Genomic DNA, 15,151 nt, shown 5'->3' with positions numbered 1-15,151 from the left:
CAGGTTTCGCGCCGCTGCGTCAACGCTTGTGGTTTTCGTAGGACGTATCAAGCACGTCGTCTTCGGGCGTGATAATGCCGGGGTCGCCGGGCTCTTCGATGGCGCGGCCGCGGCGCGGCATGCCGGCCACCGTGTCGCTTTGCGCGGGCATCGGCAGGATGCCGGTGCCCTTGCGCGGATCGACCGGATTCGGGTGCTCGATGGTGCCGTCCGGCACGGGTTGGACGGGGGGGGAATCGTTGGCGGTTTTCAGCATGATGGCGGCTCCGGTTGCGGGCGTCCCAGGATGGCGGCGCGCCGGGATTCTTGTTCCATCTTAGGACGGCGCGGCGCCCGCCTGGCGCTTTGCGCTGTCACGTTTGCAAGGGGCTGTTGCAGGGCCCGAACCTTATAATGCCGAGCGCTTCGCGACGTGGTCCGACCCTGACCGCTACGCCTGGTTTCTTCCATTTTTTCCAAGCCTACCTTGACCGAATCCGTCGAACGCTCCGTGCATGCCGAACTCGTCGCCGTCCTGGTCGCCGTCACCAACGGCGAGCCGCGGGTGCTGACGACAGATGACGCGCGGGCCTTGCCGGCGGGGCCGTTCGAACTCTCGCACCGCTCGCTGCAGGCAGGCTTGCGCGCCTGGGTCGAAACGCAGACGCATCATCCGCTGGGCTATGTCGAGCAGCTCTACACCTTCGCCGACGGCGACCGTTCCGACGAATCGGGCGGCCGCGTCATGTCGGTCAGCTACCTGGGCTTGACGCGTGAGGCCGGCGAGACCGGCGTGGCGCAGGTGGGCTGGCAGGACTGGTACCGCTATTTCCCATGGGAAGACCGCCGCATGGGCACCCCGGCGCTGGTCGACGAGCAGATCGTGCCGCGTCTGCAAGCCTGGTGCGATGACACGCCCGATGCCGCGGCGCGCAGCCGCCGGCGCCAGCGCGCCGCCATCACCTTCGGACTGGAGGGCGCTGCCTGGAATGAAGATATGGTGCTGCAGCGCTACGAGCTGCTGTTCGAGGCCGGCCTGGTGCCCGAGGCGGCCCGCCGCCAGCCGGGCGCGGCGCTCGCGGCATTGCCGGGCGAACCCATGCGCCACGACCACCGCCGCATCCTGGCCACCGGCATTGCGCGGTTGCGCGCCAAGATCAAGTACCGGCCCGTGGTGTTCGAACTGATGCCGGCGCAGTTCACGCTGCTGCAACTGCAACTGGCCGTCGAGGCCTTGGCTGGGCGCGGCCTGCACAAGCAGAATTTCCGCCGCTTGATCGAACAGCAGGCGCTGGTGGAAGAAACCGGCGACATGGCCACCGGCACCACGGGGCGCCCCGCCAAGCTGTTCCGCTTTCGCCGCGACGTGCTGCTCGAGCGCGCCATCGCAGGCAGCAAGCTGCCTTTGTCGCGCGGTCTGTAGGGCTACGCGCGTCCTGGCCGGGCGCAGCCCGGCTTTGTGCAGCGCAGCTTGACAAGCAATATGCTCATCTCTAGCATAAGTGTTGCGCAATCTTTGCGCGCCTTTTTTTAACTACTAAATACTCAAAATGAGCATAAAAGGTGTAGTCCCCGCTGCCGCCCGTTTGGCCATTCCCGCCCTGCCGGATGTGATGCTGGAGCCGCTGGTGCGCTCGGCCTTGCTCGAGGATCTGGGGCGCGCCGGCGACCTGACCACCGACGCCATCGTGCCCGCGGATGCCGTGGCCGAGACGCGCCTGGTGGCTCGCCAGGAAGGCGTGCTGGCCGGACTGGACCTGGCCCGCCTGGCGTTTCGCGCCATGGATCCCGCCATCGAATTCATCGTGGCGCAACGCGACGGCGCCGCGCTCGAGCCCGGCATGGAGATCGCGCGCATCCGCGGCAACGCCCGCGCCATGCTCTCCGCCGAGCGGGTGGCGCTGAACTTCCTGTGCCACCTGAGCGGCGTGGCCACTGCCACGGCGTCCATCGCCCGCGCCATCGCCGGCCATGGCGCCCGCGTCACCTGCACCCGCAAGACCCTGCCGGGCCTGCGCGCCGTGCAGAAGTACGCGGTGCGCGTGGGCGGTGGCAGCAACCACCGCTACGGCCTGGACGACGCGGTGCTGATCAAGGACAACCACATCGCCCTGGCCGGCGGCGTCGAGGCCGCGGTGCAACGCGCCCGCGCCGGCGTGGGCCACATGGTCAAGATCGAGCTGGAAGTGGACACGCTGGCCCAGCTGGAAACCGCGCTGGCGCTGGGCGTGGACGTGGTGTTGCTGGACAACATGAGCCTGGACGAACTGCGCCAGGCCGTCGCCATGGCGCGCGGCCGCGCCATCACCGAAGCCTCCGGCCGCATCACCCCCGACACCGCCGCGGCGGTCGCCGCCACCGGCGTCGACCAGATCGCCGTGGGCTGGTTGACCCACAGCGCCAAGGTGCTGGACATCGGCCTGGACGCCTGAGCCCGGCCCCGCCACGACAGGCAGACATCATGAAACGCGCGCGCTTATCCTCATCGTTGCTGTTGGCCCTGGCGCTGGGCGCTTGCGGCAATCCGCCCTCGGGCGACACGCCGTCCGACGCGACCTATCCGACCCACCCCATCACCATCGTGGTGACCTTTCCGCCGGGCGGAGGCACCGACCTGCTGGCCCGCCGGCTGGGCGCCAGCCTGCAAGAGCAGTTCGGCCAGCCGGTCGTGGTCGAGAACCGTCCCGGCGCCAGCGGCAATATCGGCGCCCGCATCGTGGCGGAATCACCGCCCGACGGCTACACGCTGCTGATGGTCAACAGCTCGTTCGCCATCAATCCGGGCGTCTATCGCAACCTGGGTTTCGCGCCCAAGCGCGATTTCACGGCAGTGATCAACGTGGCGTTCGTGCCGTCCGTCTTCGTGGTGCCGACGGCATCGCCGCTGCGCAGCCTGGACGACGCGCTGGCCGCCGCGCGGCCCGACAAGCCGCTGCCGTTCGCTTCATGCGGCAACGGCACGCCGCAACATCTGGCCGGCGAAATGCTGGCCCGCGCCACCAGCGCCTCGTTGCAGCACGTGCCCTACAAGGGCTGCGGGCCGGCCCTGACCGACGTGGTGGCCGGCCAGGTCGGCATGGGCGTCGTCACGGCCTCCAGCGCGGCGCCGCTGATCGCGGCGGGCAAGCTGCGGGCCCTGGCCGTGACGTCGCCGCAGCGCTCGCCGTTGCTGCCCGCCGTGCCCACCGTGGCCGAGCAGGGCGTGCCGGACTACGCGTTGGATCAGTGGCACGGCCTGCTGGCGCCGGCCGCGACGCCGCCGGCGGTGGTGGCCAAGCTGAACGCGGCGGTGGCCCGGATCGTGCAGCGGCCGGACGTGCAGGCGTCGCTGCGCGAGCAAGGTTTCACACCGACGATCAGTTCGCCGCGCGCGTTCCAGGTGATGATCAACGCGGACATCGACCGCTATACCGCGCTGACCGACGCCATCGGACTGCGGGCCGATTAATGGCGCGGGCGGCCGGTTACTGCATGCAAACGGCCGCCCGAGTGGGGCGGCCGTTTGCGTATAGGGGGAGAGACGGCCTTCAGGCCACCGCGGCCCTGGCGTGCTGTTCCAGCTGTTCCTTCAGGCCGGGCTGCAATTGCAGGCGGCGCGCCAGTTCGTCCAGGTAGGCGCGTTCCATGTAGCTTTCCTCGTCCACCACCAGCAGGCTGGCCAGGTACATTTCGGCCGCCATTTCCGGCGTCTTGGCCGACTGCGCGATCAGGGCGGGATCCAGCGGGCGCGCCAGTTCGGCTTCCAGCCAGCGGTGGTCTTGCGCGTCGGTGGACAGCTTGCTCATCTCGGATTCCAGCAGCGCGCGCTCTTCGGGGCCGATATGGCCATCGGCCTTGGCTGCGCCGATCATCGCGGTCAGTACCGCGGTGCTGTGCTGTTCGGCTTCGGGTGGGGGCAGGCGGTCCAGCGTTTGCGGCGGTCCGGACGGGGCGCCGGCCTGCTTGCGCTGCCAATCGCCGTAGGCCCGGTAGGCCAGGGCGCCCAGCGCGGCCATGCCGCCGTACATGGCGACCTTGCCGCCGATCTTGCGGGCCTTCTTGCTGCCCAGCAGCAGTCCCAGCGCGCCCGCGCCCAAGGCGCCGCCGCCCAGGCCGGTCAGGAAGGAGCCCTTGCCGCCAGTGGCTCCCTGCACCTTGGAATTGGCGTCGGACAGCAGGCCCTGGCCGGATTGCAGCAATTGATCTAGAAGTTGTCTGGCGCTCATGGTGCCCCCTGGTGAATGCAATCGATTTTGCGGATAGGGATATCCGACCGGCGGGGCGCCAAGAAGTTCAGCTTACAGTCAGAAATGGATGTTGCCGCGCAGGGCGGGAGCCGGCGGCGGATGCTACAACGTGGAGCAGGGGTGGCCGTGCGCGCCGCCCGCAACGCGAGGAAATCCGCTCATGACCATCCACGTGCGCCAGAACGCGCCCAACACCCTGCAATTCACCGCCACGGCCGAAGGCCACGATCTGCCGCTGGACATGCCGCAGCCGCAGGGCGCGGGCCCCGATCCGCATGACTATTTCGATACCGCGCTGGGCGGCTGCAAGGCCATGACGCTGATGGTCTACGCGCAGCGCAAGGGCCTGCCGCTGGAATCGGTGGGGGTGGACGTGGTGCGCGATGCCGGGGAAGAGCGCAAGGGCATCTATCGCCTGACGGCCAAGCTGACGCTGCATGGCGCGCTGTCGGACGCCCAGATCGACGAATTGCTGGCTGTGGCCGAGAAATGCCCGATCCACAGGCTGATGACGGCGGTGGACGTGCAGGTGTCCACGCTGATCGTGCGGCCGGCCTGACCGGCAAAAAAAAGCGGGCCGCCTGGCCCGCTTTCTGGTCTTACTCTTCCATGCCCGGTACGACCGTCGAGAAACCCGCATCCACGTGGGTGATCTCGCCGGTGACGCCAGCGGCCAGGTCCGACAGCATGAATGCGGCTACGTTGCCGACGTCGTCGATGGTGACGTTGCGGCGCAGCGGTGCCTGGGCTTCGACGAACTTCAGGATGGACGAGAAGTCCTTGATGCCGCTGGCGGCCAGCGTCTTGATCGGGCCGGCGGAAATGCCGTTGGCGCGGATGCCGCGCGGGCCCAGCGCGGTGGCCAGGTAGCGCACGCTGGCTTCCAGCGAGGCCTTGGCCAGGCCCATGGTGTTGTAGTTAGGCACCACGCGTTCGGCGCCCAGGTAGGTCAGGGTCAGCACCGAGCCGTTGCGGCCTTCCATGAGCGGCAGCGCGGCCTTGGCCATGGCGGCGAAGCTGTAGGCGGAAATGTCGTGGGCGATGCGGAAGCCCTCGCGCGACAGGCCGTCCAGGAAGTTGCCGGCGATGGCTTCGCGCGGCGCGAAGCCGATGGAGTGCACCAGGCCGTCCAGGCCGTCCCAGCGCTTGGCCAGGTCGGTGAACGTGGCTTCGATCTGGCTGTCTTCGGCGACGTCGCACGGCAGCACGATGTCGCTGCCGAATTCGGCGGCGAATTCGCTCACGCGATCCTTGAAGCGGTCGCCCACGTAGGTGAACGCCAGTTCGGCGCCTTGCTGGTGACAGGCACGCGCGATGCCGTAGGCGATGGAGCGATTGGAAAGCACCCCGGTGACCAGGATGCGTTTGCCGGCGAGAAAGCCCATGTGTGGTTCCTTTGATTTTTCCTTCTGGAGACCGCCTATTTTAAGGAGTTTGGCGGCCTCGCGGACAAAACAGAGCGGCGCCCTGGCGGGCGCCGCGATATGGCGTGGGAAGCGGCGAGGCGCCTGCGGCCTTAGCCGCGGGCGTTGGTGCCCGGCACGCGCAGTTGGGCGCCGACCTTCAGCGCGTTGCCCTTCAGGTTGTTCAGGGCGCGCAGCGCATCCACCGACGTGCCGTATTGCTTGGCCAGCGAGAACAGGGTGTCGCCCTGGCGGACCTTGTGGGTGCGCACGTTGGGGCGGGCCGACGCGCCGCGCGCGGCGGGGGCGCTGGCCTTGCCGCGCGGCGCCGGCGTCTTGCTGGAAACGGGGGCCGAGTCCAGCGCGCCCACCGGGGCGGCCAGCGAGGCCAGTTGCACGCCGCCTGCGCCCGGATCACCCGGCACCAGCAGCGACTGGCCCGAGGCCACCTTCTGGCGCGAGCTGATGTCGTTGGTTTCGCGCAGCTTGGCTTCGGTCACGCCGAAACGCTTGGCGATCGAGGCATAGGATTCGCCGCGGCGCGTAGGGTAGACCTTCCAGGCGCTCAGGTCGCCCTTGTAGTTGGTCAGGTTGGCGTTGAAGATCTCGACGCGGTCGGCCGGCAGCAGCAGCGTGGGGCCGTGGTCGCCGCGGATGACGGGGCGGTTGAACGACGGGTTCAGGGCCTTGAATTCGTCCAGCGGCATTTCGGCCAGCTTGGCGGCGATTTCCAGGTCGATGTCGCTGTTCTTTCGCACCGTCACGAAGTACGGGGTGTTGCCCACCGGGGGCAGCGCGACCGCATAGCGCTGCGGATCGGCGATGATGTTCTTGATGGCCTGCAGCTTGGGAACGTAGTTGCGGGTCTCGTCCGGCATGTTCAGGGACAGGTAGTCCGTGGGCTGGCCGGCGGCCTCGTTCTTGGCCATGGCGCGCTGCACCGAGCCTTCGCCCCAGTTGTACGAGGCCAGGGCCAGGTACCAGTCGCCCTGCATTTCAAACAGCTTTTCCAGGTAGTCCAGCGCCGCGTTGGTCGAGGCGATGGGATCGCGGCGTTCGTCGCGCCACCAGTCTTGCTTCAGGTTGAAGTGCTGGCCGGTGGCCGGCACGAACTGCCACAGGCCGGAAGCCTGGGCGCGCGACAGGGCCGTGGGGTTGTAGGCGCTCTCGACGAAGGGCAGCAGCGCCAGCTCGGTCGGCAGGCCGCGGCGGTTGATTTCGTCGACGATGAAATACAGGTACTTGCCGGCGCGCTCGGCCATGCGCTGCACCGCCTCGGGGTGGGACGCGTAATAGTCGGTCCACTGCTGCGAGAGGTCGGTGTTCAGGTTGGGGATGGCGAAGCCGCGGCGGATGCGGTCCCAGGCGTCGGCCGGCGGGTTGGTCAGGTCAACCGTGCGGGACGTGTCGCGGGCGATGTAGCGCCCTTGGGAGTTGGTGGTGAGATTCTTGCTGTCGGGGGACTTGGTTCCTGCGCAACCGGCGAGGACTGCCAGCAGAAGCGGCAGAAGGAGTCGGGATAGATTCATCGGGCGGTCACTTGAAATCGTTCTTCCATTCACGAAGGGAGGCAAAAACCTCTACCGGCGTAGTTTGGTCGCGGCCGGCCCAGTTACCTGCGGCGCGGACGACGTCGGCTTGCTGCGTACGCAAAAACGGGTTGGTCGCGCATTCCTGACCGATGGTCGACGGAAGCGTGGGATGACCTTCTGCGCGTAATTGCTGGGCCCGCTGATACCACTGTTGCAGGGTGCGGTTGGCGGGTTCGACTGCCATGGCCCAGCGCAAGTTCGCTAGAGTGTACTCGTGTGCGCAAAAAACCTGTGTATCTGGCGGTAAAACAGAAAATTTTTCCAGGGAATCATGCATTTGCGCGGGAGTTCCCTCGAAAAGCCGGCCACACCCCCCGGCAAACAATGTGTCCCCACAGAACAGGACAGGCTGTTTTCCCGCCGCCCGGCCGACATACGCGATGTGGCCGGCCGTGTGGCCCGGCACGTCCAGCACGGTCAGGTCCAGGTCGAGCTCGGGCAGGGTCACCCGGTCGCCCTCGGTCAGCGGCACATCGCAGCGCGGCAGCTTTTCGCGGGCCGGGCCATATACGGTGAGATCGCCGATGCGGGACAATTCCAGGACGCCTCCCACATGGTCGCCATGGTGGTGCGTGAGTAGAATGGCGCGCAGCTTCAGGCCTTCGCGGGCCAGCCATTGCAGCACGGGGCCGGCTTCGCCGGGGTCGACCACGGCGGCCTGGTCACCGCGCACGATGGCCCAGATATAGTTGTCGGTGAAGGCGGGCAAAGGCAAGACCGCGGCAGTGCTTTCGCGGCCGCCTGCGGGGGCGGTCAAGGCTTGCATGAGATTCGAAGGAATAAGACGTGGCAGAAGAGACTGCGCCGATTGTAGAACTGGCTGAATGGTTCCAGACGCCGCCAGGGCAATACGCCCTGGCCTGGGAACGCGCGCAGTTCGACGCGGCCGTGGCGGACGTGTTTGGATATTACGCCTGGCAGGTCGGCCTGGCCGACATGAACCTGCTGCGCGCCAACCGCATGCCCTTCAAGGGCTACGTCGGCACCGAGACCCCATCGCCCGAAAGCACCACGGGCTGGCAGTCGCGGGTGGTGTTGGCCCAGCCCGAGGCCCTGCCGTTCGAATCCCAGAGCGTCGACCTCCTGATCTTGCCGCACGCCTTCGAATGCGCCGCCGAGCCGCATAACGTGCTGCGCGAAGTCGAGCGCGTGCTGGTGCCCGAGGGGCGGGTGGTGATCTCCGGCTTCAACCCCTGGAGCATGTGGGGGGCGCGCACGCGCATGCCCGGCATGGAGCCCTGGCTGCCGCAGCCGCCGTCGTCCCAGGTGTCGCTGCCGCGCCTGAAAGACTGGTTCAAGCTGCTGTCGCTGGAAGTCGAGCAAAGCCATTTCGGCTGCTATGCACCGGCCTGCCGCAGCGAAAAATGGCTGCAGCGCTGGGGCTTCCTGGAGTCCGCCGGCGCCCGTTGGTGGAGCCTGGGCGGCGCGGTTTATCTCGTGTCGGCCGTCAAGCGCGTGGCCGGCATGCGTATCATCGGTCCGGCCTGGAAGACCAAGCCCAAGCGCGCCCGCGCGGCGTCGGTGGTGGTCAACCGCCAGGCGGACGGCGGTTTCGACCGCGCCTCGCGCGGCCGGCCGGATTCTCTGTGACAGTACAAGGACAACCAAGCAGCACCATGCAGGACAACAACGCGAACGACCAGAAAGTGGAAATGTGGACCGACGGGGCCTGCAAGGGCAATCCCGGTCCCGGCGGCTGGGGGGTGCTGATGCGCGCCGGCGCGCACGAAAAGACAATGCATGGCGGCGAGGCCCAGACCACCAACAACCGCATGGAATTGCTGGCCGTCATCGAGGGGCTGCGGGCGCTGAAACGCTCGTGCTCGGTCACCATCCACACCGACTCCCAGTACGTCATGAAGGGCATGACCGAATGGCTGGCCAACTGGAAGCGGCGCGGCTGGATGACCGCCGACAAGAAGCCTGTCAAGAACGCCGAGCTGTGGCAGGCGCTGGACGAGCAGGTGCGCCGCCATACCGTGTCCTGGCGCTGGGTCCGCGGCCACGCGGGCGATCCTGGCAACGAGCGTGCCGACCAGCTGGCCAACCTGGGCGTGGAGTCCATCAAGCGCTCTTGATCGGCCGCAATGGGGGCGGGCGGCCGCCGCGCCGCATCGGGATATACCCTGGGTCGGGCGTTTTAGTGCTTTCAGTGCGCTACCGGATTGTTCCAGTATGTAAATCCGGGTGCTACAGTGCCAAGCCTTATTCCAGATCCAGCGGCGCCGCCCCAGCGGGGCATGCGTGGCGCGCGCCGCGATACCGCCACATTCACGCATGAAAAAAGCTGTATTGATGGCCGCCGTCGCGGCCGGGTTGGCCGCGGGGGCCGCTCTTGGCGTATTCGTGCCGCGCTGGCTTGCGCCGGCGGCCGTCGACGCGCCCAAAGCCGCGGCCAGCGCCAAGCCGGCGCCCAAGGCCGCGCCCGTCCGGGTCGAAGTCGCCGCTGTCACTGAGATTCCGTTTGCCCGGGGCCTGTCGGCCGTGGGCAGCCTGCGCTCGGACGAAGCCGTGGTGCTGCGTCCCGAGGTGGCCGGGCGCATCCAGTCCATCGATTTCAAGGAAGGCCAGCCGGTCAAGCGTGGCCAGCCCCTGGTCCGCCTGGACGATTCGGTGCCGCGGGCCGAACTGGCCCAGGCCCGCGCCAACCTGACACTGGCGCAGAGCCACTACCGCCGGGCCGTGGCCCTGCAGGGCAAGGGCTTCGTCAGCCAGCAGGCACGCGATGAATCGGCCAGCACGCTCAAGGTGCAGGAAGCCGCCGTGGCGCTGGCCCAGGCGCGCCTGGACAAAATGACCATCACCGCGCCGTTCGCCGGCTTTGCCGGCCTGCGCAGCGTGTCGGTGGGCGACTACGTCAACCAGGGCCAGGACCTGGCGCCGCTCGAGGCCATCGATCCGCTCAAGGTCGATTTCCGCGTGCCGGAAATGTATCTGAGCAAGGTGGGCGTGGGCCAGCAGCTGACGCTGCGCCTGGACGCGTTGCCCGGCCAGGAACGCCAGGGCCTGGTGTACGCCGTCAGCCCGCTGGTCGACGCGGGCGGCCGCTCGATCCTGCTGCGCGCCACCGTGGCCAACCAGGATTCGGTGCTGCGGCCGGGCATGTTCGCCCGCGTGCAGCTGATGTTCAACCAGGACAAGGCGCTGGTCGCGCCCGAGGCCGCGCTGTCGCCTTCCGGCGAAACGCAATACGTCTACCGGGTTAAGGACGGCGTGGCCGAGCGCCGGGAAGTCACCATCGGCGAACGCCGCGAGGGCCGCGTCGAGATCCTGACCGGCGTGGCGGCGGGCGACCACCTGGTGGTGTCGGGCCTGCAACGCGTGACCGACGGCGGCGCCGTGCAGGTCGTGAATAACGGCGTGTGACGCCAATTTCTTTACAGTTAGCGGCGGCCCACCATGCGTATTTCCGAAACCTGTATCAAACGGCCGGTGTTCGCGTCGGTGCTGTCGCTGATCATCGTCCTGATCGGCCTGATCTCGTATTCCCGCCTGTCGGTGCGCGAATATCCCAAGATCGATGAACCCATCGTGTCGGTAGACACCACCTACAAGGGCGCCTCTCCCGAGGTGATCGAATCGCAGGTCACCAAGCCGCTGGAAGACCAGTTGGCCGGTATCGAAGGCGTGGACGTGATGACGTCGCGCAGCCGCTCCGAGCGCAGCCTGATCAACATCAAGTTCAACCTGTCGCGCAACCCGGACGCGGCGGCGGCCGAAGTCCGCGACAAGGTCTCGCGCGCCCGGCGCTTTTTGCCCGACGAAATCGACGAACCCATCATCGGCAAGGTCGAGGCCGACTCCCAGCCCATCATCTACATCGCGGTGGAGTCCGGCTCGTACTCGGCCATTCAGACCTCCGACTACATCAACCGCTACATCAAGACGCGCCTGTCGGTGCTGCCGGGGGCGGCCGAAGTGCGCGTCTTCGGCGAACGGCTGCCGTCGATGCGCATCTACGTGGACCGCGACAAGCTCGCCGCCTACGGCCTGACCGTGCAGGACGTCGAAACCGCGCTGCGCAGCCAGAACGTGGAAATTCCCGCCGGCCGCATCGAATCGCGGGCCCGCGAATTCTCGGTGGTCTCGTCCACCGACCTGCAGACCCCGGCGCAATTCGAGAACGTCATTGTCGCCAATGTGAAGGGCTATCCGGTGCGGCTGCGCGACGTTTCCAAGGTCGAGATCGGCGCTGCCAACGACCGGGTGCTGTCGCGCTTCAATGGCAAGCCCGCCATCAATATCGGCATTACCCGCCAATCCACCGCCAACCCGCTGGAATTGTCCAAGGCGGCGCGCGAAGAGATCGTGCGCCTGAACGAAAACCTGCCGGCGGGCATGAAGCTGACCATCGCCTACGACTCGTCGGTCTTCATCGAGAGGTCGATCGATTCGGTGTTCCACACCATCGGCGAAGCCATCATCCTGGTGGTGCTGGTGATCTTCTTCTTCCTGCGCAACCTGCGGGCCAGCATCATCCCCATCGTCACCATCCCGGTGTCGCTGGTGGGCGCCTGCGCATTGATGTACCTGTTCGGCTTTTCCATCAACACGTTGACGCTGCTGGCCATGGTGCTGGCCATCGGCCTGGTGGTGGACGACGCCATCGTGGTGCTGGAGAACATCTTCCGCCATATCGAAGACGGCATGCCGCGCAAGGAAGCCGCGCTGCGCGGATCGCGCGAGATCGGCTTCGCGGTGGTGGCGATGACCATGACCTTGGTGACCGTGTACGCGCCGCTGGCGTTTGCCACCGGCCGCACGGGGCGGCTGTTCATCGAGTTCGCGTTGGCGCTGGCCGGCGCGGTGCTGGTGTCCGGCTTCGTGGCCCTGACGCTGACGCCGATGATGTGCTCGGTGCTGCTGCGCCACCAGAGCAGCCATAGCCGCTGGTACAACCTGATCGAAGGCTGGCTCAATGCCATGAGCAGCGGCTACCGCCGCCTGCTGGGCGCATCGCTGCGGCACCGCTGGCTCGTGGTGGCCATCGGCGTGGCCGTCGCGGCCGGCAGCGGGGTGCTGTTCAAGGTAGTCAAGAGCGAGCTGGCGCCCATCGAGGATCGCGGCGTGGTGTTCGGCATTGTCAGCGCGCCCGAAGGCGCCACGCTGAACTACACGCTGGACAGCATGCAGGGCATCGAAGGGTTCTACGCTGGCATTCCCGAGGCCAGCGGCAGCCAGGTGACCGTGGGCTTTCCCACCGTGACGGACGGCACCGCCATCCTGCGCCTGAAGCCCTGGGAAGAGCGCAGCCGCAAGCAGCAGGCCATCACGCAGGAACTGCAGCCGCTGTTCTCGTCGCTGCCCGGCGTGCGCGCGTTCCCCACCAATCCGCCGTCGCTGGGGCAATCGGCGCGCTCCAAGCCGGTGGAGTTCATCATCATGAGCCAGGCTTCCTACCCGGAGCTGGCCCGCCTGACCGAGGTATTCCTGACCGAGCTGCGCAAGTATCCCGGCCTGATGAACCTGGACACCGACCTGCGCCTGAACACGCCTGAACTGCGGGTGCGGGTGGACCGCGACAAGATGGCGGACGTGGGCGCCAACGTGGATACCGTGGGCCGCACGCTCGAATCGATGCTGGGCGGCCGCCAGGTTACGCGCTACAAGGACCAGGGCGAGCAGTACGACGTGATCGTGCAGGTGACGCCGCGCGACCGCGCCAACCCCACCGACATTTCCGGCATCCACATCCGGGCGCGCGATGGCAGCATGGTGCAGCTGGACAACCTGCTGGGCGTGCACGAAGGCGTGTCGCCGCAGTCGCTGAACCACTTCAACCGCCTGCGCGCGGTCAAGATCGACGCCGCGGTGGCGCCGGGCTATGCGCTGGGCGAGGTGCTGACCCACATGCACCAGGTGGCCCGCGATGTCCTGCCCAACACGGTGGTGACGGACCTGGACGGCCAGTCGCGCGAATTCCGCGATTCGTCCGGCAGCATCTACCTGGTGTTCGCCATGGCGCTGGCTTTCATCTACCTGGTGCTGGCCGCGCAGTTCGAAAGCTGGCGCAACCCCTTCATCATCATGCTGTCGGTGCCGCTGTCCATGACTGGCGCGCTACTGGCCCTGTATCTGACGGGCGGCACGCTGTCGATCTACAGCCAGATCGGCCTGATCACCCTGGTGGGGCTGATCACCAAGCACGGCATCCTGATCGTGGAATTCACCAACCAGTTGCGCGACGAGGGCAGGGAACTGTTCGAGGCCGTCACCGAGGCCAGCGTGCTACGCCTGCGGCCGATCCTGATGACCACCGGGGCCATGGTGCTGGGCACCGTGCCGCTGGCGCTGTCGTCGGGCGCCGGCGCCGAATCGCGCCAGCAGATCGGCTGGGTCCTGGTGGGCGGACTGATGCTGGGTACACTACTGACCTTGTTCGTCGTGCCGGTGGCCTACACCCTGATCGCCACCGCACGCCAGAAACCCGGCCCCGCCGGCAGCGCAGCGCATCCCCCGGCCCAGCCGGATGGCCCGGATGCCCATACGCCGCCGGCGCCTGCGGCCCATGCGTCGGAATAGCTTTATGCGCCAGATCATCTTTGACACTGAAACCACCGGACTGGACCCGGCCCAGGGACACCGCATCGTCGAAATCGGCTGCGTCGAACTGGTCAACCGGATGTCCACGGGCAACAACCTGCACATCTACCTGAACCCGGACCGCGACAGCGACCCCGAGGCATTGGCGGTGCACGGCTTGACCACCGAGTTCCTGTCCGACAAGCCGCGCTTTGCCGACGTGGCCGACGAATTCGTCAAGTTCATCCAGGGCGCCGAACTGATTGCGCACAACGCCGCGTTCGACGTGAAGTTCTTCAACGCGGAATTGGCCAAGACCGGCCGCGGCGCCATCACCGAATACTGCGACACCATTACCGACTCGCTGTTGCACGCGCGCTCGCTATTCCCAGGCAAGCGCAACTCGCTGGACGCGCTGTGCGACCGCTTCGGCATTTCCAACGCCCACCGTACGCTGCACGGCGCATTGCTCGACTCGCAGCTGCTGGCCGAGGTCTGGCTGGCCATGACCCGCGGCCAGGACGCGCTGCTGATCGATGTCGACGACAACAACCAGGGCGCCAATGGCGGCGTGGTGCTGGCCAAGTTCGATGCCTCGGGTCTGCCGGTGCTCAAGGCCAACGATGCCGAATTGGCCGAGCACGAAACCTACCTGGCCGCGCTGGACAAGTCGGTCGGCGGCGAATGCGTCTGGCGCAAAATGGACGCGCCGGCAGCGGCCAACTGAAGATTTTCCGAGGCGGCTTGCACACATCCAAAAAAGCGTGCTAATATTTCGCCTCTTTCGGGGTGGTTAGCTCAGTGGTAGAGCACTGCCTTCACACGGCAGGGGTCACAAGTTCGAAACTTGTACCACCCACCAAAGACCCTCGAAGAGCATGGCGCAGGCCTAGGCCCAGGTCCAGACCCAAGCCCCGGCCGATTAGGCCAACAGGCGCGCGATTGCGATTCGAGACAGGTAGCCAAAGGCCGCCTACAGCAATGAAGCCAACCCTAGCGGTTGGCTTTTTTGTTTTCCGGCAGGGATAGAGCAAAGCAGCTGCTGAAGGCCACGGAGGGCTATGGAGCTAGGGCCCGAAGCGACAACAAAGCCCAACTCATTGATCTCGCGCAAGCGGTGCGGCCCCGATTGCGCGTCGTCGCGCCGGGTTTTGCCTATGATGAAGGTGGGCCAAGGCAGCAGCCTTGGCAGGCAGGCCAGGGCAACAGCCCTGGCGGAAAGCCCAGCCTTTCGGAGACCGTCATGCATCCCAGCACCAACACCATGTTGATCATCATCGTCACCGGCGTGGCGCTCATGCTGGTCGGGTTTGGACTGCGTGACCGCAATATCGGCATGGGCCTGATGGGCGTGGGCCTCATCACGGCCATCGGCACCATCATCTACAAGGCGTACATCACGTTCTATTGATGCGGGCCGGCAGCGCAG

The 15,151-nt window shown here is 66.8% G+C and carries 15 protein-coding genes and 1 tRNA gene; 11 read left to right on the top strand and 5 right to left on the bottom strand.

Going from position 1 to position 15,151, the window contains the following annotated elements:
- Window positions 1-19: 19 nt before the first annotated feature.
- Window positions 20-256, bottom strand: coding sequence for a hypothetical protein (locus tag A9974_RS07810; protein ID WP_183003527.1), 237 nt, complete (start codon window positions 254-256; stop codon window positions 20-22).
- A 210-nt stretch (window positions 257-466) separates the two neighbouring features.
- On the opposite strand from A9974_RS07810, the gene A9974_RS07805 reads away from it, so the two are divergent.
- The 3 genes from A9974_RS07805 to A9974_RS07795 all read left to right on the top strand — a co-directional run bounded on the left by A9974_RS07805 (window position 467) and on the right by A9974_RS07795 (window position 3,427).
- Window positions 467-1,402, top strand: a complete 936-nt coding sequence (locus tag A9974_RS07805) for a hypothetical protein (RefSeq protein WP_183003526.1) — start codon at window positions 467-469, stop codon at window positions 1,400-1,402.
- A 127-nt stretch (window positions 1,403-1,529) separates the two neighbouring features.
- Window positions 1,530-2,411: a carboxylating nicotinate-nucleotide diphosphorylase gene (gene nadC, locus A9974_RS07800; protein WP_183003525.1), complete on the top strand. Its 882-nt coding sequence runs from the start codon at window positions 1,530-1,532 to the stop codon at window positions 2,409-2,411.
- 29 nt (window positions 2,412-2,440) lie between these two features.
- Complete coding sequence (locus tag A9974_RS07795) at window positions 2,441-3,427, top strand: tripartite tricarboxylate transporter substrate binding protein (protein WP_183003524.1); 987 nt, start codon at window positions 2,441-2,443, stop codon at window positions 3,425-3,427.
- Window positions 3,428-3,506: 79 nt separating this feature from the next.
- On the opposite strand, the gene A9974_RS07790 is transcribed toward A9974_RS07795, so the two are convergent.
- On the bottom strand, window positions 3,507-4,184 hold the full coding sequence (locus A9974_RS07790; RefSeq protein ID WP_183003523.1) for a tellurite resistance TerB family protein: 678 nt from the start codon (window positions 4,182-4,184) through the stop codon (window positions 3,507-3,509).
- Between the two features lie 181 nt (window positions 4,185-4,365).
- Between A9974_RS07790 and A9974_RS07785 the strand changes: the two genes are divergently transcribed.
- Window positions 4,366-4,764 (top strand): OsmC family protein, encoded by a 399-nt coding sequence (locus tag A9974_RS07785; RefSeq protein WP_183003522.1) that lies wholly within the window; start codon window positions 4,366-4,368, stop codon window positions 4,762-4,764.
- Between the two features lie 40 nt (window positions 4,765-4,804).
- Here the strand turns inward: A9974_RS07785 and fabI are convergent, their stop codons facing one another.
- The 3 genes from fabI to gloB all read right to left on the bottom strand — a co-directional run bounded on the left by fabI (window position 4,805) and on the right by gloB (window position 7,966).
- Window positions 4,805-5,590, bottom strand: a complete 786-nt coding sequence (fabI, locus tag A9974_RS07780) for an enoyl-ACP reductase FabI (protein ID WP_183003521.1) — start codon at window positions 5,588-5,590, stop codon at window positions 4,805-4,807.
- Between the two features lie 131 nt (window positions 5,591-5,721).
- Window positions 5,722-7,137 carry a transglycosylase SLT domain-containing protein gene (locus tag A9974_RS07775; protein ID WP_183003520.1) on the bottom strand — a complete coding sequence of 472 codons (1,416 nt, stop codon included), beginning with the start codon at window positions 7,135-7,137 and terminating at the stop codon, window positions 5,722-5,724.
- 7 nt (window positions 7,138-7,144) lie between these two features.
- Window positions 7,145-7,966, bottom strand: a complete 822-nt coding sequence (gloB, locus tag A9974_RS07770; RefSeq protein ID WP_183003519.1) for a hydroxyacylglutathione hydrolase — start codon at window positions 7,964-7,966, stop codon at window positions 7,145-7,147.
- 20 nt (window positions 7,967-7,986) lie between these two features.
- Between gloB and A9974_RS07765 the strand changes: the two genes are divergently transcribed.
- The 7 genes from A9974_RS07765 to A9974_RS07735 all read left to right on the top strand — a co-directional run bounded on the left by A9974_RS07765 (window position 7,987) and on the right by A9974_RS07735 (window position 15,133).
- Window positions 7,987-8,790 (top strand): methyltransferase domain-containing protein, encoded by an 804-nt coding sequence (locus A9974_RS07765; RefSeq protein ID WP_183003518.1) that lies wholly within the window; start codon window positions 7,987-7,989, stop codon window positions 8,788-8,790.
- Between the two features lie 26 nt (window positions 8,791-8,816).
- Window positions 8,817-9,278 carry a ribonuclease HI gene (gene rnhA, locus A9974_RS07760; protein WP_183003517.1) on the top strand — a complete coding sequence of 154 codons (462 nt, stop codon included), beginning with the start codon at window positions 8,817-8,819 and terminating at the stop codon, window positions 9,276-9,278.
- Window positions 9,279-9,477: 199 nt separating this feature from the next.
- The gene (locus A9974_RS07755) at window positions 9,478-10,566 is read left to right on the top strand and encodes an efflux RND transporter periplasmic adaptor subunit (protein WP_183003516.1); all 1,089 of its coding nucleotides are present in this window, start codon (window positions 9,478-9,480) and stop codon (window positions 10,564-10,566) included.
- 33 nt (window positions 10,567-10,599) lie between these two features.
- A complete protein-coding gene (locus tag A9974_RS07750; RefSeq protein ID WP_183003515.1) occupies window positions 10,600-13,722 on the top strand; it encodes an efflux RND transporter permease subunit in 3,123 nt (1,040 codons plus the stop codon).
- A 4-nt stretch (window positions 13,723-13,726) separates the two neighbouring features.
- Window positions 13,727-14,449: a DNA polymerase III subunit epsilon gene (dnaQ, locus tag A9974_RS07745; protein WP_183003514.1), complete on the top strand. Its 723-nt coding sequence runs from the start codon at window positions 13,727-13,729 to the stop codon at window positions 14,447-14,449.
- A 60-nt stretch (window positions 14,450-14,509) separates the two neighbouring features.
- Window positions 14,510-14,584 (top strand) — tRNA-Val (locus A9974_RS07740).
- 381 nt (window positions 14,585-14,965) lie between these two features.
- Window positions 14,966-15,133, top strand: coding sequence for a hypothetical protein (locus tag A9974_RS07735; RefSeq protein ID WP_183003513.1), 168 nt, complete (start codon window positions 14,966-14,968; stop codon window positions 15,131-15,133).
- The last annotated feature ends 18 nt before the right edge of the window (window positions 15,134-15,151 follow it).

Origin of the sequence: Achromobacter sp. UMC71, from assembly GCF_014170305.1 — a bacterium.
GTDB lineage: Bacteria > Pseudomonadota > Gammaproteobacteria > Burkholderiales > Burkholderiaceae_B > Achromobacter.
This window is presented reverse-complemented; position numbering and strand designations above follow the sequence as displayed.

Excerpts from the sequence above, each read along its gene's own strand:
- A9974_RS07785 (WP_183003522.1), top strand. The coding sequence starts at position 4,366 with ATGACCATCCACGTGCGCCAGAACGCGCCCAACACCCTGCAATTCACC.
- dnaQ (WP_183003514.1), top strand. The coding sequence starts at position 13,727 with ATGCGCCAGATCATCTTTGACACTGAAACCACCGGACTGGACCCGGCC.
- A9974_RS07810 (WP_183003527.1), bottom strand. The coding sequence starts at position 256 with ATGCTGAAAACCGCCAACGATTCCCCCCCCGTCCAACCCGTGCCGGAC.
- A9974_RS07775 (WP_183003520.1), bottom strand. The coding sequence starts at position 7,137 with ATGAATCTATCCCGACTCCTTCTGCCGCTTCTGCTGGCAGTCCTCGCC.
- rnhA (WP_183003517.1), top strand. The coding sequence starts at position 8,817 with ATGCAGGACAACAACGCGAACGACCAGAAAGTGGAAATGTGGACCGAC.
- gloB (WP_183003519.1), bottom strand. The coding sequence starts at position 7,966 with ATGCAAGCCTTGACCGCCCCCGCAGGCGGCCGCGAAAGCACTGCCGCG.
- A9974_RS07750 (WP_183003515.1), top strand. The coding sequence starts at position 10,600 with ATGCGTATTTCCGAAACCTGTATCAAACGGCCGGTGTTCGCGTCGGTG.
- A9974_RS07795 (WP_183003524.1), top strand. The coding sequence starts at position 2,441 with ATGAAACGCGCGCGCTTATCCTCATCGTTGCTGTTGGCCCTGGCGCTG.
- A9974_RS07790 (WP_183003523.1), bottom strand. The coding sequence starts at position 4,184 with ATGAGCGCCAGACAACTTCTAGATCAATTGCTGCAATCCGGCCAGGGC.
- nadC (WP_183003525.1), top strand. The coding sequence starts at position 1,530 with ATGAGCATAAAAGGTGTAGTCCCCGCTGCCGCCCGTTTGGCCATTCCC.
- A9974_RS07735 (WP_183003513.1), top strand. The coding sequence starts at position 14,966 with ATGCATCCCAGCACCAACACCATGTTGATCATCATCGTCACCGGCGTG.
- fabI (WP_183003521.1), bottom strand. The coding sequence starts at position 5,590 with ATGGGCTTTCTCGCCGGCAAACGCATCCTGGTCACCGGGGTGCTTTCC.
- A9974_RS07755 (WP_183003516.1), top strand. The coding sequence starts at position 9,478 with ATGAAAAAAGCTGTATTGATGGCCGCCGTCGCGGCCGGGTTGGCCGCG.